The organism is Celerinatantimonas yamalensis, from assembly GCF_046054155.1.
In the GTDB taxonomy this organism is placed as follows: domain Bacteria; phylum Pseudomonadota; class Gammaproteobacteria; order Enterobacterales; family Celerinatantimonadaceae; genus Celerinatantimonas; species Celerinatantimonas yamalensis.
The window spans coordinates 346,045-371,168 of the sequence record NZ_JBEQCT010000002.1 but is presented as its reverse complement, the minus strand read 5'-3'; the positions used below and the strand labels follow the sequence as shown (position 1 = coordinate 371,168).

General features: G+C 44.8%; 17 protein-coding genes and 2 pseudogenes. 11 read left to right on the top strand and 8 right to left on the bottom strand.

All coding sequences use genetic code 11. The features are described from left to right. The first annotated feature begins 44 nt into the window (after nt 1–44). Complete coding sequence (gene gcvP / locus ABUE30_RS06200; RefSeq protein WP_408622846.1) at nt 45–2,918, top strand: aminomethyl-transferring glycine dehydrogenase; 2,874 nt, start codon at nt 45–47, stop codon at nt 2,916–2,918. 619 nt (nt 2,919–3,537) lie between these two features. Here gcvP and ABUE30_RS06195 read toward each other — a convergent pair. Then, complete coding sequence (locus tag ABUE30_RS06195; RefSeq protein WP_408622845.1) at nt 3,538–4,890, bottom strand: MATE family efflux transporter; 1,353 nt, start codon at nt 4,888–4,890, stop codon at nt 3,538–3,540. An 857-nt stretch (nt 4,891–5,747) separates the two neighbouring features. Between ABUE30_RS06195 and ABUE30_RS06190 the strand changes: the two genes are divergently transcribed. Both ABUE30_RS06190 and ABUE30_RS06185 read left to right on the top strand, forming a co-directional pair. After that, nucleotides 5,748–6,218 carry a hypothetical protein gene (locus ABUE30_RS06190; RefSeq protein WP_408622844.1) on the top strand — a complete coding sequence of 157 codons (471 nt, stop codon included), beginning with the start codon at nt 5,748–5,750 and terminating at the stop codon, nt 6,216–6,218. A gap of 70 nt (nt 6,219–6,288) precedes the next feature. After that, nucleotides 6,289–6,882, top strand: coding sequence for a malonic semialdehyde reductase (locus ABUE30_RS06185; protein WP_408622843.1), 594 nt, complete (start codon nt 6,289–6,291; stop codon nt 6,880–6,882). A gap of 176 nt (nt 6,883–7,058) precedes the next feature. Here ABUE30_RS06185 and ABUE30_RS06180 read toward each other — a convergent pair whose 3' ends face one another. Continuing rightward, the gene (locus ABUE30_RS06180; RefSeq protein ID WP_408622841.1) at nt 7,059–8,054 is read right to left on the bottom strand and encodes a threonine ammonia-lyase; all 996 of its coding nucleotides are present in this window, start codon (nt 8,052–8,054) and stop codon (nt 7,059–7,061) included. A gap of 116 nt (nt 8,055–8,170) precedes the next feature. On the opposite strand from ABUE30_RS06180, the gene ABUE30_RS06175 reads away from it, so the two are divergent. Next, nucleotides 8,171–9,562, top strand: coding sequence for an aminotransferase-like domain-containing protein (locus tag ABUE30_RS06175; RefSeq protein WP_408622840.1), 1,392 nt, complete (start codon nt 8,171–8,173; stop codon nt 9,560–9,562). A gap of 827 nt (nt 9,563–10,389) precedes the next feature. Here the strand turns inward: ABUE30_RS06175 and ABUE30_RS06170 are convergent. The 4 genes from ABUE30_RS06170 to ABUE30_RS06155 all read right to left on the bottom strand — a co-directional run bounded on the left by ABUE30_RS06170 (nt 10,390) and on the right by ABUE30_RS06155 (nt 16,576). Further along, on the bottom strand, nt 10,390–11,406 hold the full coding sequence (locus tag ABUE30_RS06170; RefSeq protein WP_408622838.1) for a GGDEF domain-containing protein: 1,017 nt from the start codon (nt 11,404–11,406) through the stop codon (nt 10,390–10,392). A 459-nt stretch (nt 11,407–11,865) separates the two neighbouring features. Further along, the gene (locus tag ABUE30_RS06165; protein WP_408622837.1) at nt 11,866–13,356 is read right to left on the bottom strand and encodes a carotenoid oxygenase family protein; all 1,491 of its coding nucleotides are present in this window, start codon (nt 13,354–13,356) and stop codon (nt 11,866–11,868) included. Nucleotides 13,357–13,403: 47 nt separating this feature from the next. Next, on the bottom strand, nt 13,404–14,879 hold the full coding sequence (locus ABUE30_RS06160) for an aldehyde dehydrogenase family protein (protein WP_408622836.1): 1,476 nt from the start codon (nt 14,877–14,879) through the stop codon (nt 13,404–13,406). Then, nucleotides 14,876–16,576: an FUSC family protein gene (locus tag ABUE30_RS06155; RefSeq protein WP_408622835.1), complete on the bottom strand. Its 1,701-nt coding sequence runs from the start codon at nt 16,574–16,576 to the stop codon at nt 14,876–14,878. The genes ABUE30_RS06160 and ABUE30_RS06155 overlap by 4 nt, the downstream gene beginning before the upstream one ends. A gap of 236 nt (nt 16,577–16,812) precedes the next feature. Between ABUE30_RS06155 and ABUE30_RS06150 the strand changes: the two genes are divergently transcribed. The 6 genes from ABUE30_RS06150 (at nt 16,813) to ABUE30_RS06125 (ending at nt 22,362) form a co-directional block, all read left to right on the top strand. Next, on the top strand, nt 16,813–17,436 hold the full coding sequence (locus ABUE30_RS06150) for a TetR/AcrR family transcriptional regulator (protein ID WP_408622834.1): 624 nt from the start codon (nt 16,813–16,815) through the stop codon (nt 17,434–17,436). Nucleotides 17,437–18,350: 914 nt separating this feature from the next. After that, entirely contained in the window at nt 18,351–19,052 is a 702-nt protein-coding gene (locus tag ABUE30_RS06145) for a GntR family transcriptional regulator (protein ID WP_408622833.1), read from the top strand. 47 nt (nt 19,053–19,099) lie between these two features. Continuing rightward, complete coding sequence (locus tag ABUE30_RS06140) at nt 19,100–19,399, top strand: PTS sugar transporter subunit IIB (protein ID WP_408623190.1); 300 nt, start codon at nt 19,100–19,102, stop codon at nt 19,397–19,399. 14 nt (nt 19,400–19,413) lie between these two features. Further along, nucleotides 19,414–20,703 (top strand): PTS sugar transporter subunit IIC, encoded by a 1,290-nt coding sequence (locus ABUE30_RS06135; RefSeq protein ID WP_408622832.1) that lies wholly within the window; start codon nt 19,414–19,416, stop codon nt 20,701–20,703. A 35-nt stretch (nt 20,704–20,738) separates the two neighbouring features. Next, entirely contained in the window at nt 20,739–21,074 is a 336-nt protein-coding gene (locus ABUE30_RS06130) for a PTS lactose/cellobiose transporter subunit IIA (RefSeq protein ID WP_408622831.1), read from the top strand. After that, nucleotides 21,067–22,362: a 6-phospho-beta-glucosidase gene (locus tag ABUE30_RS06125; RefSeq protein WP_408622830.1), complete on the top strand. Its 1,296-nt coding sequence runs from the start codon at nt 21,067–21,069 to the stop codon at nt 22,360–22,362. The genes ABUE30_RS06130 and ABUE30_RS06125 overlap by 8 nt, the downstream gene beginning before the upstream one ends. A 459-nt stretch (nt 22,363–22,821) precedes the next feature. Here the strand turns inward: ABUE30_RS06125 and ABUE30_RS18545 are convergent. Continuing rightward, nucleotides 22,822–23,218, bottom strand: a pseudogene (locus ABUE30_RS18545) (transposase); the annotation flags it as partial. Nucleotides 23,219–23,370: 152 nt separating this feature from the next. Between ABUE30_RS18545 and ABUE30_RS18540 the strand changes: the two are divergent. After that, nucleotides 23,371–23,640, top strand: a pseudogene (locus ABUE30_RS18540) (transposase); the annotation flags it as partial. A 94-nt stretch (nt 23,641–23,734) separates the two neighbouring features. On the opposite strand, the gene ABUE30_RS06115 reads toward ABUE30_RS18540, so the two are convergent. Continuing rightward, nucleotides 23,735–25,123, bottom strand: a complete 1,389-nt coding sequence (locus tag ABUE30_RS06115) for an efflux transporter outer membrane subunit (RefSeq protein WP_408622829.1) — start codon at nt 25,121–25,123, stop codon at nt 23,735–23,737. Nucleotide 25,124 lies beyond the last annotated feature (1 nt).

Below are 25,124 nucleotides of genomic sequence, written 5' to 3'. Positions count from 1 at the left end.
TTTTATATCCCCCCATGAACACAAGCAAACTGCAGGAACCCCCCATGTTGGCGTTGCACGAACTGACTCAAACCGATGATTTTATCCGTCGCCATGTTGGCCCCGGAGCACAAGAACAGAGCGAGATGCTCAGCGCCTTGGCATTGCCAAGCCTTGAGGCACTGATTGAACAAACAGTCCCCGCAGGTATTCGTTTACCAGCGCCAATGGCAATTGGCGAAAGCCAAAGCGAAGCCCAGGCACTGAGCGCTCTTAAAGCCATTGCGAGTAAAAATGATATTTATCGCTCTTATATTGGGATGGGTTATTACGGCACTCATACCCCGAACGTCATTTTGCGCAATGTGCTAGAAAATCCCGGCTGGTATACCGCTTATACGCCGTATCAGCCTGAGATCGCCCAAGGGCGTCTAGAAGCGTTACTTAACTTTCAACAGATGACCATGGATCTCACTGGGTTAGATCTGGCGAATGCATCACTGCTGGATGAAGCAACCGCCGCCGCTGAAGCGATGGCGATGGCTAAGCGAGTATCCAAAAATAAAAAATCGAATCTCTTTTTCATTGCCGATGATACCCACCCACAAACCATTGATGTGATCTGTCAGCGCGCTGAGTTTTTTGGCTTTGAAACGATTATTGGCAAACCAGAGCAGCTGGCTGAGTTAGATGTTTTTGGTGCATTGCTGCAATATCCGGGTACCACGGGTGAAGTACGTGATTTAACGCCGTTTATTGACAGGGTGCATGCCTGTAAAGGGATTGTCGCCGTTGCCTCTGATTTGATGGCGTTGGTCGCATTGAAAGCGCCCGGTGAAATGGGCGCAGATATCGTCTTAGGGTCATCTCAGCGCTTTGGTGTGCCTATGGGCTACGGCGGGCCGCATGCGGCATTTTTTGCCACCCGTGATGCATTTAAACGCTCGATGCCAGGACGCATTATTGGTGTGTCCAAAGACCGCCGTGGCAAAGCTGCGCTACGTATGGCACTGCAAACGCGCGAACAACATATTCGCCGTGAAAAAGCCAACTCGAATATCTGTACCGCGCAGGTTTTATTGGCCAATATGGCTTCTTTTTATGCGGTCTTTCATGGTCCAGAAGGGCTGTCCTGCATTGCTGAGCGCATCCATCGGATGGCAGCTATCATGGCTGCAGCCGCAGTGCAAAAAGGCGTGACGCTGCGCCATGCACAGTTTTTTGATACGCTCACATTAACCGGCCTTGATAAAAATGCGGTGTTAGCTCGGGCGCAAGCGGCACGTATCAATTTGCGTGCTGATTTAGACAATGCCATCGCCATTAGCCTAGATGAAACTACCACAGAGGCTGATTTAGCGCTATTACTCACGGTACTCTTTGGTGAACTGCATGGTTTAGATATCCACCAATTAGATACGCAAGTGCAAGCCGAAGATACAGGCGTGAACGATGCTTTGCGCCGTCAATCAGCGATTTTGACGCATCCAGTGTTTCATCTGTATCGTAGTGAAACCGAAGTGTTGCGCTATATTCGCCGCTTAGAAGGGCGTGATTTGTCGCTGAATCATTCGATGATCGCCCTTGGTTCCTGCACCATGAAATTGAATGCAACCGCTGAGATGATCCCCATTAGCTGGCCTGAATTTGCCAATCTGCATCCATTTTGCCCCGCAGCACAAGCGCAGGGATATCATGAGCTGATTCAGCTACTTGAGCAGTGGTTGGTGACCATTACCGGTTACGATGCGGTTTGCATGCAGCCGAACTCAGGGGCGCAAGGTGAATATGCCGGGCTTCTAGCGATTCGCCATTATCAAGCCAGCCAAGGTGAAACGCAGCGTAATATCTGTTTGATCCCAAGCTCAGCACACGGTACTAACCCTGCATCTGCCCATATGGCAGGTCTTGAAGTGGTCGTGGTGAGCTGTGATAAAGCCGGGAATATTGATGTTGAAGAGCTTAGAGCAAAAGCACAGCAACATAGTGAGCAGTTATCCTGCTTGATGGTCACTTATCCCTCGACCCATGGCGTTTACGAGCAACCCATCGCTGAGATCTGTGACATCATTCATCAATATGGTGGTCAGGTGTATCTTGATGGCGCCAATATGAATGCGCAAGTAGGGCTGACCTCTCCGGGCTTTATTGGCGCGGATGTCTCGCACCTTAACTTGCATAAAACCTTTGCCATCCCTCACGGGGGCGGCGGCCCAGGTATGGGACCGATTGGCGTGAAACAACATCTTGCGCCATTTGTGCCCGGTCATGTCGTGGTCAAAGGTAAATCGACACAAGGGGCTGTATCTGCCGCGCCATTTGGCAGTGCCTCCATTTTGCCGATCTCATGGATGTATATCGCCATGTTAGGGGGCAAAGGGCTGCGCCGCGCCAGTGAAGTTGCGATTTTAAATGCCAACTATGTCGAGCAGCGTCTGAGTGGGCATTATCCGGTTCTCTACACCGGTAATAACGGCCGAGTGGCGCATGAGTGCATTATTGACTTGCGCCCACTGAAAGAGTCGAGCGGTATCAGTGAGTTAGATATCGCCAAACGTTTAAATGATTACGGCTTTCATGCGCCGACCATGAGCTTCCCGGTAGCGGGTACCTTGATGGTTGAACCCACAGAGAGTGAATCAAAAGCTGAGTTGGATCGTTTTATTGACGCGATGATTTCCATTCGTCTAGAGATAGCCAAGGTTGAAGCTGGGGAGTGGCCCTTAGCGGATAACCCGTTAGTTAACGCGCCACATACCTTAGATGATATGCTCGATGCAGATTGGACGCACCCATATGATCGCCACGTTGCCGCTTACCCAGCACCTGCGGTGCGCAGCAATAAATTCTGGCCATTCGTTAACCGCATCGATGATGTCTATGGGGATCGCAATTTATTCTGCTCTTGTTTGCCTATGTCGGCCTATGAAGACGAATAACTGAATGGATGACTATTGATAAAGTTTGTGACTATTTTAATGAAGTTAGTGATCGTAATTAAGATTGTGACTGGCTGAGTCATCAGAAGGAAGAAATGAGAAGGCGAACCGAAAGGTTCGCCTTTTTTGTGTTCACTCGTTTTTGCCCTAAGACGTTTTAGAGTTGATACTTGCAACATTTCTAAACGTTCCTTTGATAACTACATTCAGGGCCGCGAGGCGGTTCTGGAACCTCAGTAAAAAAAGCGCTGAAAGAAGCCAAGAGCCATCTACCCGTAATCTAGCATCTAGCTGAACGGTTCAGGTCTGAAGGCGTCCAAATCACCTTTACGTTCAATGATGACGAATTAGTAGTTGCCCCCGCTTTAAAGAGCTACGTCATACAATGCGCGCCAAGAAACCGGACGAATCCATCATCGCTCGCGATTACAACGCCAATACTCGAATTATCGCTGGGCTGGCACTAATAGGCACAGCAATTCACGATCAAAGCGGCGGTTGTGATACGGTAAAAAACGATAGTATCCCGTTATAGCAGGTTCCTTGCGCCAAAGTGTAGCGTGCGCTGGCGTAATAGTCTATTTGTCTGGCATATGGTGGAAGGCTGACACGAACTCACTCATGACACCTTTCTTTCTATGCGTCTGCGGTAGCGATAATACCAAAAGTAGCATAATGCCAGCAGACCGACTGCAACACTTTTTAGCGCAATCGCTAGAAAGGCTGAATCCCAAACGAAAACAGAAATATAGGCCAATGGAACAGTCAGAAGATAGGTTGCGATACTCGATGCACCAAACAGCATCCCGGAGCAACCGTGAGCCGTGAGCAATTCGGCATAGAACTGTTCGATAACGTAGAGAGGAACGAACAGAAGATAGGCCAGCAGAAGGCTGCGAACTAACGCAGAGTCAACGGAGCCACCACCAAACACCCAGATGAATGCCGGAGCAGCAAGTAGCGTTAAAACCAGTGCTATGGCGGTTGGCAAAGCGACATAGCGGAAAAGTCGCCTGACAACGTCAGCGCTCTTTTTCGAAGCAGGATGCGTCTCGTGCTCAGCCAAATCATAACTATAATAGACGTAGCTGGCTGAGAGTGTTGCCTGTGGAACGCGGCAAAACAGCGTATAAATCTTAGTTGCGACTGCAGCTGCCGCAGCAGTTTGGGTACTTATCGTACCGATAAATAGCATCGGGATAACGGAGCCGACATAATCATTGAAAATACGCACCATCACCCCAGGTGCTTTTGTCACAAGCATGGCAAAGTTTTTCCATGCACCAGTTACTATCTCGAATCGCTTGGTTTTCGGCGGCATACCTATTTGTGAAAGCCAGATCCAGGCTGCAATCACGCCCATAAATAGGTGTACGAGCACAGTGCCAGCCGCAACGGCCGCTTCCGGTGAAGCGAAAAAAGATGCAACTGGCGTATACAGAAATAATGCATTAAGCCCAGCGTTTGCAATAAACCCTGCAATAAGGATATGCAACGCCCTCGTTCGTTGGCCACATATTTTCAGCGCCTCACTGGCAGCCATATAGATCAAGAAAGGTGCGGTTCCTAGCAGGCGCCATTCGGTGTAGTCGGTGATGGGCCTAATCAGTGTTTTTACTTGCCCGAACAGGATAAGGGCGGGTTGTATTAAGGCGGTCAGAATGAGCGCTAACAGAGCACAAACCAAAACAGACCACAGGAAACCCAAAGCCAGACTTAGCTGTTTTGAACGAACTGCACCCGAGCCTTCCAAGGCAGCAAGCTTTGCTGCGAAAACATCCACAAATCCAAGCATACTAGCAAGGATACAGGTGACAATTAGCTCACCAATACCAACTCCGGCAACATGCACTTCCCCAAGCGCACTAACCATGATCAAATCAATTGCGCCAAAACCAACTGTCACGAGACCAATCGTAAAGGATAGAGTGGCGTAACTTGAAAAATTCCGTAACGTAAACTTTGTGTGCATAATAATTACTTAAGATACAAGATAATCGAGGTAATACCGATCAAGAGTGGGCCGAATTCGTTCTAGTTCTCTGTCGAAACAATCAGCTAATTCATGACCAATCGCTTGGCTAACTTCGTTCCACTTAGAATGAGGCTTAACTGAAGTAGTTCTGCAAAGAGTGTCATAGCATGACGAGAGTCACCTGCTTTTCCATGACAGACTGCCGCATGATTCAAATGGTGGCCTACATAGGCCGGACCACAACGTCCAGCTGTTTCAACACCCAGATCTCCGAAGTGGCGGTGTCTTTCGCCAACGTCCTCGTAGCTGATAGACCAAGCTGGATCGAGTGCGATCAATGCAGAACCTTCTTTCAGCGTAGAATTATAATCACACGTTACATATATGTACTCCTTGTTTTCTGCTGCTCAGAGATGATTACTCGTTCTTTTCGTTTCATAATTTTGCCTCATTTATATTATGATTATAAGGCTTAATTAGTCTCCAAGATGATCGTACCATTACAATTCACCATCGACAATTCTGGCAAACATTTGCGTAGCGGTGATTCTGTCCATTCTATTTTCTATATGTTCGAATTGTGCAATTATCAATTACTAATTATGGGGTTTATTGCAACCCATTTGTAATTTAGACTGGGTACATGAACTGAATATACGGCTTTGACAGGAAAATAAAATGAAGAGGTTACATCTTATTATGGACCCCAGTGTGGCTGATGCTACGCCGCGGATCCGCTTATCGAAGCGCTAACTGAAATCCCCACAATCGATGTGAAAACCTATGGGGGCGGATTATTTTCAGGCTCACACAAACGCCTATTATCTGTAGACTTTCATCAGCAGATCATCATAATGGATAAACGAATCACGGCATTAACTGGGCAAGTGTTGAGTCAAATCTACTATTCGACTTTATTAGACGATAAACAGAGAATCCTTGATTCTGATACGCCAATTACAGCGATACTTACCGCTGAGTCACTGGGCATTCACTCAGTTGCTATGTTGCACAAGATGCAAATTGCACAATTTATTGAAGGGCGGTCTCAGTCCGATATCTCAAATCTTACAAATATCGCTAGTGAGTTTGGTGTTAATACTAACAATTTCTTAAACGCCTTTAGTATTTTTAATGGTGATAAGACGACTCAACATATTGTTCAAGCACGACATATGTTGGAATTAGTTGGAGGTAATGGATTTCCTACGCTTGCATTTGAACATTCTGATGGCGCATATACTAAACTCGATCACAGTAGCTATTACGGCCAGCCTGAGTTGTGGTTAGCTTATATCAAACATTTAACGAAAAAAATTAATTAAAATCATTATGATAGCTATAACTCTATTGGTTGATAATAAAAGTATTAAACAACAAAACGTGGAGAATTAGATGAATACCAAATTAGACACTAACGCACTAAACCAGTTGTTCACCGAAGCACGCACATTTAATGAGTTTTTAGATAAAGATATCCCTGATGAATTAATTAAAGAACTTTATGAGTTAATGAAATGGGCGCCCACCTCAATGAACTGCCAGCCAGGTTATTATGTTGTTGTGAAAAGCGTTGATGCGAAAGAAAAATTGAATAAAGCGTTGGCACCCGGGAATCAGCAAAAGAGTATGACTGCGGCAGCAACGGTCATCATTGCTTCTGATACGCAATTTTATAATCATTTACCTGAGCAATTTCCAGCTTATCCAACGGCTAAAGAGATGTTTGAAAGCAATGAGAGTTTTCGTGATACGACGGCATTTAGAAACTCAAGCTTGCAAGGCGCTTATTTCATCATGGCAGCGCGAAGCCTTGGATTGGATTGTGGCCCAATGAGTGGTTTTGACAATAAAATAGTTGATGAGACATTCTTTGCTGATGGTCGTTATCAATCTAACTTCATCATCAATATTGGTTATGGTGATGCATCCAAAAACTACCCAAGAGGACCTCGTCTAGCATTTGATGACGTAGTCGAAATTCTTTAGTTTTTCTCGGAAAACCGCCATCGGTAAATGGAGCGATGGCGTGTTCATTTTACAATTTTCAAAGCTTATTCTCCATAATGTTCCTAATGACTATTTTCGATTCAGCCGTACATGATCGAATCTTTATTGGCTTGAAATCAGGCATGCAACAATAGACTCACTTTTTATCTAGACGCTTACATAAATTCACCTGTTTCTAGAGCTGATAGACGGTATGCCTCTTTGATTTCAGCACTAGAAGCGTTAGCTCCACTAAATTGTAATACCACGTTTTTTCCGGCTAAACGTTTTTTTAATTTCCAGGCGGCTATAAGAGTCGAACTCCCCGCACCCTCGACCATGTTGTGTGTATAATGCGCAGCCAAAGCAATTCCACGAAGTATTTCGTCTTCCTCCAGTAAAATGAAATCGGTTAAGATGTCTTTATAAATATTAAATGTGGTTTCGTAAGCAGAACCTGTTGCAAATCCGCCTGCAAAGGTTTTGTTTTCACGTGTACAAATTTCTTTTGTTTTCCATGAAAAATAAGCTGCACTGGACGCTCTGGCTTGGACTGCATAGATTTCAATTTCTGGTTTTAAGGCTTTCAATGTCGTGATGGCTGCAGCCACTTCACTACCTCCACCAAGGGGAAGAATTATTGCATCAATATCAGGGAGCTTTTCAATTATCTCAAGGAATTCGGTTCCCACCCCATTGATAAGCAATGGTTCATTGGCTGGATGAACGTAATAATATCCTTTCTCTTTATTTAGCGTTGCTACGACTTGAGCTGCTTCATCAAAATTGTTTCCAGCTTCGATTACATCGGCTCCCGTATCTTTAATCAATTGTATTTTGGCTGGGCTAGTGTTGTTAGGTACGACAATAATTGATGGAATATTGAATAGCTTTGCGGATGTACCAACTGATAGCCCATGACTTCCCGTGGAAAAAGTAACAACCCCTTTGATTTGTCTATGTTTTATATGGGACATTATATTAATTCCCCCACGAATTTTAAAACTGCCCGTAGGGTTATAATTCTCATGCTTAATGTACACATTACAATTTAGATACCGACTGAGATTGTCATATCGAATTAGCGGAGATGGTGAAAGATATTGGGATATCGTCGATTTTGATTTTAGTACTTCAAATAATGATATTGGGTAGTGTTTTAAACTTTCCATAGTAAAACTCCTAAATTGTACCGATACAATATTAACTATTCATCGACTTTTGTTTAATTAATCTGTTTTGTATGGTATCAATAGATCGATATCTGCACAAAAGGTTTATTGTCACCATGACAATTTTAGAAATGAAAATATCAAAGAACGATTCAAGAGCAATTTATAAACAGATTGCTGATCAGTTATCTGCCCAGATTGATGACGGATTATTAAAGCCAAATGAAAAATTACCAACACACAGAGCCTTAGCTGATCAGTTAAAAGTGACTGTCGGGACAATCACCCGAGCCTACGCTGAGGCGGAACATCGTGGTTTAGTTGAAGCAAGAGTTGGCGCTGGAACGTATATCGTCGATAAAAAGAAAGAGTATTGGGAATTTCAGTACAGTATTGATGAGCAACCTAAATTATGCAGTTTTGGATACAATATGCCGCCGTCCGTTGGACAAAATGACAAGATAAAAAAAGCAATGCAAGTTTTGTCGGAATCTTCATTATCTTTAAATGAATTTTTAGCATATCAACAACCTGAAGGCATTGAATCACATCGTAAAATTTTCGCTCAATGGTTACAGAAGCATGGCAGGAATATAGATAAAGATAGACTCTTGTTTACCTCTGGGGTGCAACACGGAATACAAATGGTTTTTGATGCTTTTACAAATGTAGGAGATACTATTTTGACCGAAAAATTGACCTATCCTGGGCTATTTAGTCTGTCTAGACATAAAAAACTGAATCTAAGAGGTGTTGAAATTGATGAAGACGGTATTATTCCAGAATCACTTGATGCAGCGTGTCAGCACTATCAACCTCGCTTTCTATATGTAATGCCAACTCTGCAAAACCCAACTACATCTGTTATGTCAGAACTTCGTCGAAAAGAAGTGATTTCCATATGTGAAAAGCATAATGTTCTTATTATTGAAGATGATGTTAATGGTTTATTACCTGATCATTCACCACAACCTTTAGTGAACTTAGATTCGGAACGTGTCATACATTTAGGTTCTTTTTCGAAGTGTTTTGCACCTGGACTCAGAGTTGGTTATATACAATCACCTAAGGCACTATATTCGCGTTTAAAGATGGCTTTAAAAGACCATAGTTGGATGCTAAGCCCATTATTGTCAGGTCTTATATGCGAGTTAATGTGTTCAAAAAGTTTAGATCATATTTTAGGAAAAATAAGATGTGAAATAACCCAAAGGTCACAGATGGCGTTAAATGTATTACGACCATTTATACCAAAATACCAGGAAGGTGGATTCCATTTATGGCTTGCTTTACCCGATACTTGGCGCCTAAGTGATTTTATTAATGAAGCAAAGCAAAGAGGCGTTATTGTTAAGTCAGCGGAAAACTTTACATTACCAGCAGGCAAAGTAACTCCTGCGGTCAGAATATCTATTGGGTGTCCTCGTAATAGAGAACAGATGATGCGAGGGCTCAGCATTTTAAAAGGGCTGTTAGAATCAAAAACAACATGTGATTTTGACTTATAAGTCATTTGCTTCACCACTTTGCAATACTGGTATTTGTAGTTTTGCTATTAATTTTGTGACTTAGTTAGAGGCGATATCATCACCTCATAAGTTAACAGGTGATACTATGACAAAACGCTGACGGATCACCTCATGATTTTCCAAGCTCTGCGTTGTGAGTGAGCCGTTGATACTCAATTATTGCCTATTGATATTGGGACTCATTGATTTGATATCGCCGATGGCGTCTAACTTCTCGTCCTAGTCGAGGTATAGAGAGAACTTTTCGGTGTTTGATTCGGTTGGCTTGAAAGTCAAAATGCCACTTTGCCTGAATGGCAATTAAACCGTTCACCCCATCAAGATCTCAGCCAATAAGGCAATTAATAGCTCTATGTCTAGACGTTTTGTACAGCGGGTTCGATTGTGTCGAAGTGCAATGCCATAAGCGGTGCTTTTCAAATCGCGGAATGACTCATCGATCTGCATTCGTTTCGCGTAAATCTTGGTTATTTGAACCTGATTTAAAATCGAAAGAGGAGTATTAGTGACGAGTAACCAAGGCTCTTTTGCACTGCGTTGGTCTAGGTGAGTGGCTGACAGGTTCTACTGTGACGTTTAGCCTTTCGTCTTTTATCTAGCCCCTTGTACACATAGGCTTCGCTAGCCAATGGTGATCGTTTCGCCAGCTAACAGGGTCCTAAATAGGCCAGTCTCTGGTTCGCACCTGGATAAAACGCTCTATTCGATACCCAGGGTTTGTCTGTTTGGTTTATTTTAACAGCTAGTCAGTTATCGCAATCGATCCAAGGCGTTGGGCCAGAATGTTTTTCTGGCAAGCGATTGTGTCAATTGGCCTCTGCTATCTGATTTCGTCCAGCTATCTTGGAGCGATAGAGTGCTGCGTCAGCCTGTTGTAGCAAGTATTCAGGCGGGTGATCTTCTGTCTGTAGAAGGCTCGCGATGCCAATACTGGTAGTGACAATACCTACAGGGCTTTTCTCGTGGGGTATAGCTAGTGAAATAATGGTTTGTTGGATTTTTTGAGCCGTTTCAAAGGCAGTAGTTTTATCTGTGTTAGGTAACAGAATCACAAACTCATCACCTCCATAGCGCGCGACAAGCTCGCCTTGTCGACGACCTACTTGCAATAGGCAATGTGCTAATGTGTGAAGACAGGCGTCTCCGGCCAAGTGACCATAGTGATCGTTGAATTGTTTGAAGTAGTCAATATCTAACAGGATAAGAGATAAAGGATTTTTGTTGCGATGACTTCGGTTCCACTCATTCGTGAGCATACAATTAAACAGGCGTCGATTACCTAAGTTGGTTAACGTGTCGGTGTTGCTCAGTATTTCCAATTGTTTGTTAGCTTCAGCCAGTTCGTGAGTTCTATCTTCAACGAGTTGCTTCAGTTTAATATTTCGTTCTTCAAGTCGCTTCAAGGGATAGACTTCATTAGAATTGGCTAAGTCATACGGAATTGAGATCCCACTATGTACAATTTTCCAAAGGTTGTTCTCTCGCCGAAATATTAACACCAATCTTGCCGTCTCTTTTGACAGTATGTCATCGGCAAAGGGAAGATGGATATGAAAAAAAGCGGTAACGACGAAGACATCTTCGTCAAGATCTTGTAACGACAGATCCAACATGTCTAAATGAAGCCTATCGGGTACTTGTGCGAAGTCCTTTTTTATTATTTTTATCCATTCATTTTTGTCTGTGATGAGAACATCACTACTTCCCGCATAGCCACTGAAATTGTCACTAAAATAAGAGAATAATCGATTATCCCGTGAGGCATACATTTCAATGTATTCATCACATAATGAACGAAAAAGTTGCTGACGTTCAGATTGCATGCTCTCACTCCAGAGAAAAACGGATCCATTTTTATTAATAATTGCTCTATAAGTATGTATACCAGAATTAATGCATTTAACGTGATATTTCTCTCCCATATGTTAACCCGTAATCTTTTTTTCTTTCGACAAAGGCGACTGCCATTAGCACATAGTCCAATTTGCTCCTTTTCAGTTAGAGTTGAAACTCATTAATGAACTGCTAATACTAATTCACAATACTTGAGCTGATGTTATGTTAGAAAATATAGGAATGCATTGTCGTTTGCTGACTACCCAATGAGCCTTATAGGTGAGCATTGAATACATCTACGGAATGATGAAAACGCCACGATGGTGGTGACTGCGCCCGAATTGCAATCCCGCAAAGCTGGCACCGCTCACAACAATCTTGCAAAGAGAGTCTGTGTCGATGCCAGCTATACGTGATATCACCTCTGACTGTGTCTGATTTTCAAATTACCGACCGGATTGAGTACCTTCCAATATCTCCGCTGGAGTCCAGTTGCCATGCAGCGACATGCGTAGACGGAACGGAACCTTGATGCGGGCGATAGGGCCAGCAGCCATCTTCAGCGAGTCCAGTACCACTAATTCGGTATCGTTGCCATGAAGATGATTCAGCAACGCGACTACATAGCCGTCGCCTTCGGGTGCATCTGATGAACGGGGAACGAAAATCGGTTCCTGAAAGCACTGCGCATCACCGGGATACCAAGCATCTGTCTTGCCTGTCCTTACGTTGACATGGGCAAGTTGGTTGAAGAACTGGAATGGCCGTTCGCCCAGTGTTTCGTCGAAGGGTAGGGTCGGGTCGAAGGCAAGGACAAAGCCGTGTTCATATGGCTTGCCGGTGAAGCGTTCGTCACAGCGGGGAAACTCGCAAGGGAACGCAGTGAGAGGGCGTGGCTGGATAGTCTGTTTGCTAGCCTCTGATTTTTCCAGACCATTGAGATTGAACGTCCATCGCATGAGCTGTGAACTTAGAGTCTCTGGCAAGGGAACAGAACCGTCAGCTTGCGGGAAGAAATAAAAGACGTTGCCGCTCGTCACCGGCATATCGACCTGCAGCAAACCCTCCTCCTCGTACGAGTTGAGGGTATGCCCCTGAAAGCCATTCTTCGGTCCGTGGAACCACATAACATCCTCACCGTTGCCATCACGCGGTAGGACACCAAAGAGTTGTGACAGGTCTGGCTGCCATTCGAAATGTTGACCGCCCGCTTTCATCCGGTCGACATCGACGGTCAGCGGGATGAGTGGGAAGATGACATGATGAGCAGTGACAGCGAAATCATGGATCATCGCAGCATAGGGGCCCTTGAACCAGATTTCTTTTTTCAGCTTGCCGCTGGCATCGATCTCGAAATAGGCAATGTCCGATGTACCGTCGCCCTTGGCTTCATAGGCAAAGCACAAAAGGTCGCCATTGTCGGGATCGATTTTGGGATGCGCGGTGAAAGAGGCCGATTTGACCTGTCCGTTGAAGTCCCAGACGCCGAGCGTTTCTAATGTATTAGGATCGAGCGCGTAAGGCAGTGCGTCCTCCTTCATTGCCAGCAAGACGCCAGCATGGAACAGCACTGTAGTATTGGCCGTCGTGTTGTTTTTGGCTGCCAACGGATCGTTAGTGTAGATGTTGCGGTAGACACCGTTGAGGGAGCGCCGCTCCTTCAATTGTGCCTTCAACCTGTCAGTCTGGACGTAACGGCGGTTCAGGCTGACGTGCCCGTTCTCGAATTTGAAGGCTGATACAAGCCCGTCACCGTTGAAGAAAATGTCCTTGCCCCGCATCGGCGGATAGTAGGAATCCGGCGAGACTTGAAAGAAAGTGCCTTTAATCTGAGACGGAACCTCGCCTTCGATCTCCAGATCGAAGACCTGCGTTTCGACACGGCTTGGTTTATATAGGCCGGTGAACTCCGGCGTTTCAGGAAATTTCAAACTCATGATCTATGCTCCTCAGTTTTTGCGTTGAATTACTGACTAGGTGGTGCTCAAAAGGGATAGGCGCGTGGTTCATGCTGCACGCTAATCCAGTGGTCGGTGGTTAATTCTTGGATGATCCAGTCGCTGTTGAAGCGACCGAGACCGCTGTTTTTCTCACCACCGAACATTGTGTTGGGATCATCGTTGGGAGAAATATCGTTGATGTGGGTCATGCCCGCCTCGATGCCTTGGGCGAAACGAAGGCCTTTCGCTGTGTCCTCAGTGAACACCGAGCTCGACAGTCCAAATTCTGTTTGGTTAGCTATGCGCAGGGCATCGGCTTCGTCCCTTGCTCGGATGAGCGGAGCGATAGGGCTGAACAATTCGGTCTGTGCGAGGTCCGAGTCATTGGCAACATCGGCGAAGACCTGCGGCGGTAGTACTAGTCCCGACGGTTCTTCCCCGAGAAGTTGACGAGTACCGCTGGCACGGGCCTTTTCAATATGGTTCAGTGCGGCCTTGAACTGTTTCTCATTGATCAACGGCCCGATTACTGTATCAGCTTCGTTGGGATCGCCGACTTTGAGTTTGCGCGCCCGCTCGACGAAAGCTTCGACAAAACGGTCGTAAAGACCACTTTCAATGATGATTCGGTTGCTGCTCATGCAGATCTGACCCTGATGCAGGAAACGACCGACTATCGCTCCACTAACCGCGCGGTCGAGATCAGCATCATTCAGTACCACGCAGGGTGCATTGCCGCCGAGTTCGAGTGCAACTCGCTTTAACATCGGGCCCGTCATTGCCAGTTCACCGATATGGCGGCCGACGCGAGTGGACCCGGTGAAGGAAATGAGTTTCGGGATGGGGTGGAGTGTAAAGGCATCACCAATCTCGCTGACTTCGCCAACCACCACATTCAGCAGGCCGGGAGGCAGACCCGCTTCTTCGTAGATGCTCGCGAGCAGCAGGCCTCCGGTGATCGGTGTGTCATCCGCCGGCTTGACCACTACGCTGTTGCCGATAGCGAGTGCAGGCGCGATCGTGCGGTTGGACAGATGCATAGGGAAGTTCCAGGGGCTGATGACGCCAATGACGCCGAGAGGACGGCGATAAACGCGGCTTTCCTTGTGAGGAACGTCAATCGGCAGAATGCAGCCAGCGATACGGGCCGGCATGGTAGCAGCTGCCAGCGTACCGGCGCGAACCCCATTCCATTCCATCTCTGCTTTCAGTCGAGTGCTTCCGGACTCAGCGATCAGCCAGTCGACGATCTCGCTATGACGTCGGTCAATGATCTCGACGGCACGGTACATAACGGCGGCCCGCTCGCTTGGCATCAGCCGTTCCCAGTTGGGCTGGACGGCGGCAGCGGAGCGGTAAGCGTCATCGAGATCGTCGTGTGAGGCACAGACAATCTCGGTCAGCAGCTTCTGATTATAGGGATTATGGTCCTGAAGCGTAGTTCTGGCACGACCAGGCCGCCATTGGCCTGCGATATATTGGCCCGTGTAGTTATTTTGGACTTGATTGATAGCACTCATAAGGTCTCTCCCTTTTGGATTTTTGTCAGTGTGTTGGCCAGTATGGCGGCAGTTTGCCTTGCGGCAGAGTCGTAAGCTGGTGTATTCGGCGATGAGTTTGATGGGGGGTGATCATCACTCTTCGTTGCCAGTATCTGGCTGGCGGCTGCGAGGCATTTTTGAGCTGCCAAAAAAATCGTACTCTGCGGCTGGGTAAAATAGAGCAGTCTGGCCAAAGCGCTGCGCAGATTTTGCCGCATAGCCTTGGCAGACGCAGTGCCCTGATTTTTCGAAAGTTGCAGGGTAAGTCGGACAATCCGCCTTGCTAGCAGACTGCTGCGAACAGATGGTGTGGCAGGAAGGATGGTCCAGAACGTCGCCACGGCGATCATCACGCCAACAATCAGCGCGGCTGCTTCGTTGAGTACGAGAGCAACCCCCGCTGGCTGCGATGAGGGTTGTGACGTCAGTAGGAAGGTCATGGTAAGGTCAATTGCCATCTTCGAGGTTGCGGGACGCTGCATTAACCAAGCCCCAGCAAGCAGGAAAGGCGCGATACACAGCAAGGTTGTTGCAAGCCCATCAGCATGGGGTAGCAGAAAGAGTCGAGCCAGAACCCCGCTGATAGCACCGGCCAGAGTGCCGAGTAGCACTTGGATTACCATGTGATTGCCTTGGTCGTGGCTAGAGAACAACGACGTGAAAAGTGCTGCCGTCATCACCATCATGGCACCATTCTCCCAGCCCGACACCCACCAGATGATTGCGGCAATCGTTAGGGCAACAACGGGACGTGACGCCGCGCGCCAGACGGACGATAGATCGATATCAAACCGGAAGGGCTCAGGCGAGGTTCTCTCATTCGCTAAGAGCTGCTGCAATTCGGCGAGCGTGTCCGCTATGGCTGGCTGATCGGAATCGTTGGCTGCCGCGATTAGCATCGCCAAACGTTTTTCGGTGGGGACATTGGTCTCCGGCGGCAGGTTGCCCTCGTGCGAGGTGGCGCTCAGGGCAATCAATTCCAGGAGCAATCCCGAGATGCATCGTGTGCGACGGGCTTCGCGCTGGCGATGAAGCGAACCAGCGGCATATTCATCGACGCAGCGATCGAGCTCTGTGATTTCGGAATAAAGAGTAACGCAGGGCCTGTTAATCGCTCCCTTGCGGAGGCACTCTTCCACATGAGAGAGGCAGTGATCTACTATATCTGCTCTTCGATACGTCAGTTCTTCGCTTCGGCCCGGCAATGCGCGGAATGAAAAAACCGCTGAGCAGATGATGCCGATCATTGTACAGATGACTCGGTCGAGCGTGAGACTGGGATCGGACACTCCTGCGCCAATTCCGAACAGGACAATGATAGACGTTGTGTAGCCAGCCAATACGAAACCGTAATTGCGAAAATGCCGAAAAATGCTACCTAACCCAGCACACAGCGCCAGCCAAGCGGCGACAGCGAACAACGCATCTAGCCGATTTTCCGCCAACAGGTTAAGGATCAATGCCCCAACCAGCGCGCCGCAGATCGTCCCGATAAGGCGTGCGAGGCTACGCTCGAGCAGAAGTCCCCGTGTCGGCTGTGCGACGAGCCACACCGTCATGGCCGCCCACCAAGGGTGGTGGATGCCGAAGTTCCAGGCAGTAGCGAAAGCGAAAAGTGCAGCCGTTGTTGTCCGCAGTGCGAAAATCGGAGGCAATTCCGGACGGGGGACATTCATGTGGGGCACCTTCCGAGCACAGTCGATCTCACGATGGAATTGGTGAGATGGAAAAGCTCTCTCGTTGGACCGGATTTGTATCAATGTGTGAGCCATAGGTGAATCATTACTATACGACATCGTTTAGTTATCATTTATTCTTTCATAAAAGTCAAGTTTTCTATACGATATCGTTCAATTAAGATTTAAGCAGAATCACCGTTGTGCAGGTGAGCGTTTCTAAGGAGTAATCATTGGTGAGAAAGAAAACAGAGGATCGTCGATTGAGTTTTGTTAAAGCTGCCGGAGCGCTGTTTGTCGAGCAGGGATTCGGTGCTGTTACGATGGAGGCTATCGCATTACGGGCTGGTGCCTCCAAAGCTACGCTGTATAGCTATTTCCCGAACAAGGAAGCCCTGTTCGAAACGTTTGTGCATGAAGCTGGCAAGGGCGGCTTGGAAGAACTCGAAGCGGCGAAGCAGTATGGGTCGGTGAGAGAGATTCTTCATCGCCTTGGTATGGCATATCTGAACCTTGTCACGCGTTCGGACGTGATTGAGGTTAACCGGTTGATCATGGGAGAAGCTGGGCGACATCCTCAACTGAGTCGCATCTTTTATGAGAACGGTCCCCGAAAAACCCTGATCGTTATCTGCGAATCGATCGAACTGTTGATGGACCGTGGTGAGCTGCGTTGTACTAACATCCGGCAAGCAGGCTTATATTTCAAGGCACTCTGCGAAGCAGGCCTCGTCGAGCGCCAGCTGTGGGGACTCAACCAAGTTCCCGATGTAGCAATTCGCAGGACTGCGGTTGAAGATGCGACTCATGTCTATCTTAGTGCCTTTGCGGCACACGAAACGCTGCCACTGACAAAATAAACGACCCGGCAGCCTCGTGGCAGTGTGTCGAATGCGAGATGCGCTGCCAATCATCAAATATAGTTGCTGTTTGTCACGCAATCGACGTCGATAACTACACAGATAGAAAAACGCTATTAACTATCAGAGGATGATGACAATTTCGTAGTGCTCATCTTTATCGGGTATGATCCGCCAATTTCAAGTGACTCTGGTTATCATTATCCCACTAAAACAGTATGTTGTATGTGTCGTGCGGGTGACGGCTTGCGTTCAAGTTCGAAGTCGAGCGAAGCGAGACCAAACGCGATAGCGTTGGCCGGTGAGTTTCAATGCAGCTTTATCATCAGCGGAAGGCCAATTTCTCCGAAGCATCCTCTACCACCAGATAAATTACTTTAGTTGATTGATCATACGTAAATATTTTACGTTTTTGATCGTCTTGCATGTCTCGCTATTTAACGATTCGATGATGCTTGTGGTAGAAATGACCTTGCGGATATCGGGCGAGTAACCAAGAATGTATTGAGCTTTTTCCAGTGGACTCACTAGCTTTTACTGATCCGAGAATACTTGTTGTTTCAGATGATTGCGAACATATCCAGAGCTATCTGGGCTACCTCTCTCTCCATCACCAGCATCATTCGCATTTGGGCTACGACCCCATGCAACCAGTTCGTGTCACCCATCCTAGAGTTTCTCATCAAAGAGCAGCGGATTCGCTATACCGTAAGAATCTTCATTTAACACAATAACGATCTAATCGATCATGCTCTTAAAATATAAAATCATTTATTATCATATAGATAGAATAAATCGATATTATATTATGCGATTAATGTCGCAAAATTTACACGTAAATGTGTACTAATGCTATACATACTCAAGATGGTATGTATATTATATGTATAGTTATTGAGATTGATAAAAAGCATATGAAACCTATTTATATAAGAATTGCGAATGATTTAATTCAAAAAATTAACGAAGGAATCTATTCAGAAGGCGATATGCTTCCTACCGAAGTGGAGCTTGGTGCAATTTACGATGTAAGTAGAATGACCTTACGTAAGGCGCTAGCTTTGTTGACAGAGCAGGATTTGCTTGTGCGTATCAAAGGTTCTGGGACATATATCAAGAAAAACAAATCAGCCATTCATGGTGTTTCAGAATTAAAAGGCTTTCAGGAAGAGATTCAATCCCAAGGAAAAGAACTGACTACACATGTAGAGTTATTCGAAATAATTCATCCTGATGCAATGGTTGCTGAGCGACTTCGTTTGCAACCAAGGGAACAAGTTTATCATATTGAGCGTGTCAGATATATTAATGATGAAGCTGAAATTTTTGAACGAACTTATCTTCCATTAAATTTATTCCCTGACTTGACAGTTAGCGTCATGTCAGGTTCAAAATATAATTATATTCGTTCTAAAGGGATAAATATAAATGGTAATAAACAGATTATATCACCTGAATTAGCAGATAAGAGGTTAAGTAAAATTCTTAATGTCAGAATTAATCATCCGCTTCTTAAAGTTATTTCAATTGGAGAATATGCTCAGAAAGATATATTTGAGTACAGCATTAACTATTTCCGATTAAACCAGTACAGTTATGAATTTTATGCACGTTAGAAAACTATTATTTTATAAACCATACTTAAAGAGGACTTATTATGAGTATTAATATTTTTTTATGTTGTGCAGCAGGAATGTCAACATCGATGGTTGTTAACAATATGAGAAAAGTGGCAGCTGAAAAAAACATTGATGTTGTTATTGAAGCCTATTCAATCTCTGAATTTGAAGATATGTTACCACTCAATGATATTTGTATGGTCGCTCCGCAAGTCAGTTATAAATTTAAAGACTTTAACAAACGATGCGAGGAATTAGGGAAAAAATGCTACAAAATTGAAATGAAAGCTTATGGAATGCTTAATGGCGAATCAATTCTGAATCAAGCCTTGTCAACAATCTAATTATTGGGTGTCTTATGAAAAACAAAATATTCTATTTTTTAGAAGAACATCTTGCGCCTTTTGCAGGTAAAATTGGGGGCCAACGACACGTCATGGCAGTTAGGGATGCCTTTATTGGCGCTATCCCATTTATTATTGTTGGCTCGTTTGCACTTATTATTGCGTACCCTCCGTTTTCAAAACAAACAGTGAATTTTTGGACTGTTTTTGCGGCGAAACACCATAATGAAATTATGGCTCCATTTAATTATACTATGGGGATAATGGCATTATGGGTAGTAACTGGGCTCGGTTATAATTTAGCTAAAAACTATCCAAAACTTAACCCATTTCTAGCGGGTCTCTTGTCACTAGTAACATTTTTAATGCTTTCAGCCCCTATGTCTAATGGAGCACTACCTGTAGCCAATATGGGGGGGACAGGAATTTTTACCGCAATGATCATCGGGATTTTTATTCCTGAGATGATGCATTTCTTAATAAAAAATAACATTGGGTTAAAATTGCCGGAGCAAGTTCCTGATAAAATTAGGCAATCTTTTGACTTACTGATTCCAATAGCTTTAGTAATGATCGTTGTATATCCATTGAGTTTGGCTGTTTACAATGAAACTGGGATGATTATTCCTGTATTAATAATGCACGTGTTCAAACCACTTGTTTCTGCTTCTGATACTCTAGGAGCTGTTTTGATGATTACACTCATTGCTCAAATTCTATGGTGGGCAGGTGTCCATGGAGCAACGATTGTTAGTGGGGTGATAGCGCCGTTTGTTTTATCAAATTTAGCTGTTAACCAGCAAGCTCTTGCCGCAGGTACTCCAGGAACAGAACTACCAACAATTTTTGCTCAACCATTAATTGATTTCTTTATTCAGATTGGGGGATCAGGCGCTACCTTTGGGTTAGTTTTACTATTCTTGCGGTCACGCTCAATGCATTTAAAATCAATTGGGAAATTATCATTAATTCCAGGTTGTTTTAATATAAATGAGCCGGTTATATTTGGTGCTCCTATCGTTCTTAACCCTATATTCTTTATTCCATGGGTCTTGGCACCTCTAGTTTGTGGTACAGTAGCATGGTTTGCATTTAAATTTGAACTACTCTCTCGAATTGTTATTTACCCGCCATGGACTACCCCATCACCGATTGGTGCCATGTGGGCAACAAACTGGTCAGTTCAAGCTCTGCTAGTTATTGCGATTAACTTTACTATTGCGACCATTATATATTTCCCATTCTTTAAGATATATGAAGAGTCATTGCTAAAAGAAGAGGCGGAACAACAACTTTCGAACTAAACAATCTAATATAAACTATAGCTATAGGTTTAATTATGGAAACTAGCTCTATCCTTGATGAAGAATATTTAATGAATTTGCTTTGCCAAGCAGGTGCTGCTAAAAGCGCGGCTATGGAAGCTATTTTTAAAGCTCGTGAAGGTTCTTTTTCGGAAGCAATTAATCAGTTAAAGATTTCAGATGAAATATTCAAAGAAGTCCATAAATGCCAGACAGAGTTAATAGGTATGGATGAAGGTAAAGGGAAAGTCCCTATGACACTGATTCTAACACACATCCAAGATCACATTATGAATGGCATGTTATGTAAGGAAATTGCAACTGAACTGGTTGAATTATATCGTTTAAGTAAGGAGAATAAAGATGCTTAAAATTGCTATTATTGGTGGCGGCTCCAGCTATACGCCCGAAATTGTTGAAGGATTTATTAACCGATATCATGAATTGCCTATTACAGATATCTTCCTATTTGATATTGAAGACGGCCGCTATAAAGTTGAAACCGTTGGTGCGTTTGCTAAACGGATGATTCAAAAATCGGGTTTGCCAATTAATCTGACTGTTACCTTCAACCGCACTGAGGCATTAGAAGGTGCATCATTTGTGTGTTCTCAAATGAGAATAGGCATGATCCCTGCTCGAATTAAAGACGAACGTCTTGGACATAAATATGGGATGATTGGCCAGGAGACAAATGGTATCGGTGGGTTTGCAAAAGCAATGCGAACTATTCCAGTCACACTGGATCTTTGCCGCGATATTGAAAAAATTTGTCCAGACGCATGGCTTATTAACTTTACTAATCCATCGGGTATTATTACTGAAACTGTATTAAAGCATACCAACGTTAAAGTTATTGGTTTGTGTAATGTCCCTGTTATCACTCAATACGGCATCGAGGAATTACTTGGGGAAAAAGTTCAAGTGCAGTTTGCTGGCATAAACCATTTTATTCATGCATTCCATATTTGGGATAGCAAAGGAAAAGATCATATTAAAGAAGTCATCAATCGAATGTGTGAAGGAGATGATTTCGAACTACCCAAAAACCTTGGTAAAGTTGTATGGGTTCCAGAGCAACTCAAACAACTTGGCGCAATACCTTGTGGTTATCATCAGTACTATTATTTGCAGGATGATTCTGAGCACAAAGAAATGGATTCCGAAAACTTTGTTACTCGAGGTGAAGAAGTTCAAGAAATTGAGAAAGAATTATTCAATTTATATGAAGATATTAATCTTGATGTCAAACCAAAACAGCTAGAAGAACGCGGTGGTGCTTATTATTCTGATGCTGCATGTGAACTGATTAACGGTATTTACAATAACAAAGGCATACTTATGCATGTAAATACACGTAACAATGGTACTATCTCAGAACTTCCATTTGATTGTGCTGTTGAGGTCACATCGTTAATTACATCCTCAGGTGCACATCCATTAAATGTCGCTCCGATTGAGAATCCAGCGATTCGAGGGACATTACAGTTACAAAAAGCCTTTGAAGAATTAACTGTAAAAGCAGGGGTAGAGGGAGACTATGGTGCCGCGCTCCAAGCATTAACAATTAATCCACTGGTCAGGAAGGGAAGTATTACTAAAACAATTCTAGATGAAATGATAGAGATAAATAAGGAATATCTTCCTCAATTTAAATAAATTTGAATCTGTGAATAACTTTGTGTAACTACCTCAGTTTACATGTAATCCATTAAACGGTTATTCGAATGAGTACGTTCAGAATTCTGTGCCAGCTAATTTTGGCTAGATATCTAAGACGTCATCGAAGTGAATCACCTGAGACAATGCCATATTCCAATTCTGGATTGGCATTGTCTATTTCTTAGATGCATTTATATCCTAGCATACTGCAGCTTAAGCAAGCTGTTCTCGCTCTGACGGTGTACACCGCCTCGATGGTGTTCGTCATGTAAATCGCTTTACCGATGTTACTTGGGTCGTTGATTCAAATTGTTCCAGTGAGCACGCTATGAGTGGCTGATTTGAGGGAGATGTTTCATTCGAAGTGTTCGAGCGTCAGTAACGCTTTTTCTTCGGTGGATGAGAGGTTGATTTCAGTCTTTCCAAGGGATATGCACTCTGAGTAGCAGATCTTTGCACAATGCAATGCTGTACCTTTGCCTCAGGAAAAACGGTATTAATGGCATATGGGAAACCTTTTAGGCTATCCGTGCAAGCAGGGGTGTTTTTAACCCCGTGATGTTGCAGTTCGGTCAGCGCATTTAGCCGGAACTTTGCCTCTTCATTTTCGGATAGTCACGCTTAGTCGCTCTTTGTGACCTTCCAAGTTGTGGCAAACGTAGTGCGGATAATAGTTTTTGAAATCGCGATAGTGGGGCTGATGGAAGTCGATGATAATTGTCATGATCTCGGCAAGAGAAAGCCGATACGCTCGACGTCGCTTAACTGTTCTACTTTCGATGAGTTGCCACTTTTCGATGAATAGCTGGCAAAAGTCATCGACATCACCGCAGGCTTCGATGAGTTTATCCATGCTCGTTGCTTAGTTGGTCTTATCAGTCTTGGTCAAATGATCGGATCAAGGTGAGAGTAATTAGTTCCTCTTTTACTTCAATGTGTTATCCAAATTTCCGGTTAAATTAGTCAACATTTGACTGGGGGATCGCTAGATAAAGGCGTGAATTCATCACAACTATCCGTAAAAATATGAAGGAAAAGTTCATCGCATTATGGGTTAGGGCTTTACTACAAAAAGTATTTTATTATTGATACAGTGAATGATTAACTCAAGAATATCTCTTACATCGAGCACTCACGCCGTCGAAGCCTGCACGGTTTATGTTGGATCTGTTGGGTGAGCTGATAGGCTATTGCTTTAAAGATACGAAGCCAAGTTTAGATCTAACAGCTCACGAGTTTGAGTTGTTAGAAAGCACTAATCTTATGCTGGTTTAACCCGATCTAAGGTGAATTATCGCCAACTGATTATATCAATACGATCTTGCATATTGCTACAAAATAGCGGGCTGAACGCCCGCTTAAGAGAGACTCAGGAGCGAGGCTTCCAGCCACCACCTAATACTTTGTAGAGCGTGATCTGATTAGATAATTGCTCTAAGCGTACACTGACCAGTTGGACCTGTGCACTGTGGTAAGACTCCGCTGCACTAAGCAGATCATAGAGACTATCTGTCCCCACATGGTAAGTGGTTTGAGTAAGCTGATACTGACTGGACAGTGCATCCAAGTAATTCTGGTTCGATTTAAATTGCTGTGCATACCCTTTGCGGTCACTAAGTGCATTGGCTACCTCTTTAAAGGCAGTCTGAATGGTCTGCTGATAGTTAACAATTTCAAGATTCTTCTCAATTTTGGCGACATCTAGGTCAGCCTGGTTAGTACCAAAATCGAAAATTGGCAACGAAATTGATGGTGTAAAAGTCCAGCTTCCCGAATGAAACAGATTACCCAGTGATGAGCTAGCAAACCCTGCTGATGAAGTCAGCGAAATGCTCGGGAAAAATGCCGCTCTGGCAGCACCAATATTCGCATTTGCTGCCTTCAGATTGTGTTCCGCTGCAATAATATCGGGTCGGTTGGTCAGCAGCGATGAGGGTAATTTCGCCTGAATCGGAGTGGTGAAACGATTAGTCAACAGATCAACAGGTGCACGTTGACGGATCCCATCCGGAATAGATGTTCCCATCACCTGTGCAAGGTTATGCCAATCTTCTGCGACCGCCTGTTGATAGGCCGCAACATCCGCCTGAGCGCTGGCCAAGTTTGCTTTCGCCGTATTCACATCAGTTAATGTATAACTGCCAACAGTCAGCGTTTGCTCGGCTAAATGATAGCCCTGTCGGTAATCATCAACCGCCTGCTGCGCTAAGCGCAATGATTGCTGGTCAGCCAGCAACTGCAGATAATCGGTGGCAACACTGGCAATCAGCGAAATACGGGTACTCTGCTCAGATGCCTGAGTGGCTAGGTATTGCTGCAAAGCCTGATGTTTAAGACTACGCAAACGACCGAAAAAATCGAGCTCCCATGATGAGGTTCCAACAGTCAATGAATCGCTGTGGCTGGTGGCTCCTGTACTGTGCTTATTAGTTGAACTGGCCGACAGATCAATTTGCGGAGCTAGATTCGCTCTGGAGATCCGGTACTCCGCCTGATATTTTGCCACATCCAGAGCCGCTGTCTGCAGATCCTTATTATGTTTCAGTGCCAATGTGATCAATGTCTTCAGATCATGGTCAACAAAAAAGCCTTGCCAGTCCAGCAGCGTACCTTGCGAAGCAGTTGCCCCGGCCGAAGGGCTGTCGGCAGGATACTGCTTCGGCATCTGGGCCACAGGCTTATGAAAAGCCGGTTCAAACGAGCAACCAGCTAACAGCATGGTCAGTATTAGCACGAATAGCGTGGGGGTTATTTTCATC

Coding starts and splice junctions, on each gene's coding strand:
- gcvP (WP_408622846.1), top strand. CDS start 45: ATGTTGGCGTTGCACGAACTGACTCAAACCGATGATTTTATCCGTCGC.
- ABUE30_RS06195 (WP_408622845.1), bottom strand. CDS start 4,890: ATGCACACAAAGTTTACGTTACGGAATTTTTCAAGTTACGCCACTCTA.
- ABUE30_RS06190 (WP_408622844.1), top strand. CDS start 5,748: ATGGATAAACGAATCACGGCATTAACTGGGCAAGTGTTGAGTCAAATC.
- ABUE30_RS06185 (WP_408622843.1), top strand. CDS start 6,289: ATGAATACCAAATTAGACACTAACGCACTAAACCAGTTGTTCACCGAA.
- ABUE30_RS06180 (WP_408622841.1), bottom strand. CDS start 8,054: ATGGAAAGTTTAAAACACTACCCAATATCATTATTTGAAGTACTAAAA.
- ABUE30_RS06175 (WP_408622840.1), top strand. CDS start 8,171: ATGACAATTTTAGAAATGAAAATATCAAAGAACGATTCAAGAGCAATT.
- ABUE30_RS06170 (WP_408622838.1), bottom strand. CDS start 11,406: ATGCAATCTGAACGTCAGCAACTTTTTCGTTCATTATGTGATGAATAC.
- ABUE30_RS06165 (WP_408622837.1), bottom strand. CDS start 13,356: ATGAGTTTGAAATTTCCTGAAACGCCGGAGTTCACCGGCCTATATAAA.
- ABUE30_RS06160 (WP_408622836.1), bottom strand. CDS start 14,879: ATGAGTGCTATCAATCAAGTCCAAAATAACTACACGGGCCAATATATC.
- ABUE30_RS06155 (WP_408622835.1), bottom strand. CDS start 16,576: ATGAATGTCCCCCGTCCGGAATTGCCTCCGATTTTCGCACTGCGGACA.
- ABUE30_RS06145 (WP_408622833.1), top strand. CDS start 18,351: ATGAAACCTATTTATATAAGAATTGCGAATGATTTAATTCAAAAAATT.
- ABUE30_RS06135 (WP_408622832.1), top strand. CDS start 19,414: ATGAAAAACAAAATATTCTATTTTTTAGAAGAACATCTTGCGCCTTTT.
- ABUE30_RS06130 (WP_408622831.1), top strand. CDS start 20,739: ATGGAAACTAGCTCTATCCTTGATGAAGAATATTTAATGAATTTGCTT.
- ABUE30_RS06125 (WP_408622830.1), top strand. CDS start 21,067: ATGCTTAAAATTGCTATTATTGGTGGCGGCTCCAGCTATACGCCCGAA.
- ABUE30_RS06115 (WP_408622829.1), bottom strand. CDS start 25,123: ATGAAAATAACCCCCACGCTATTCGTGCTAATACTGACCATGCTGTTA.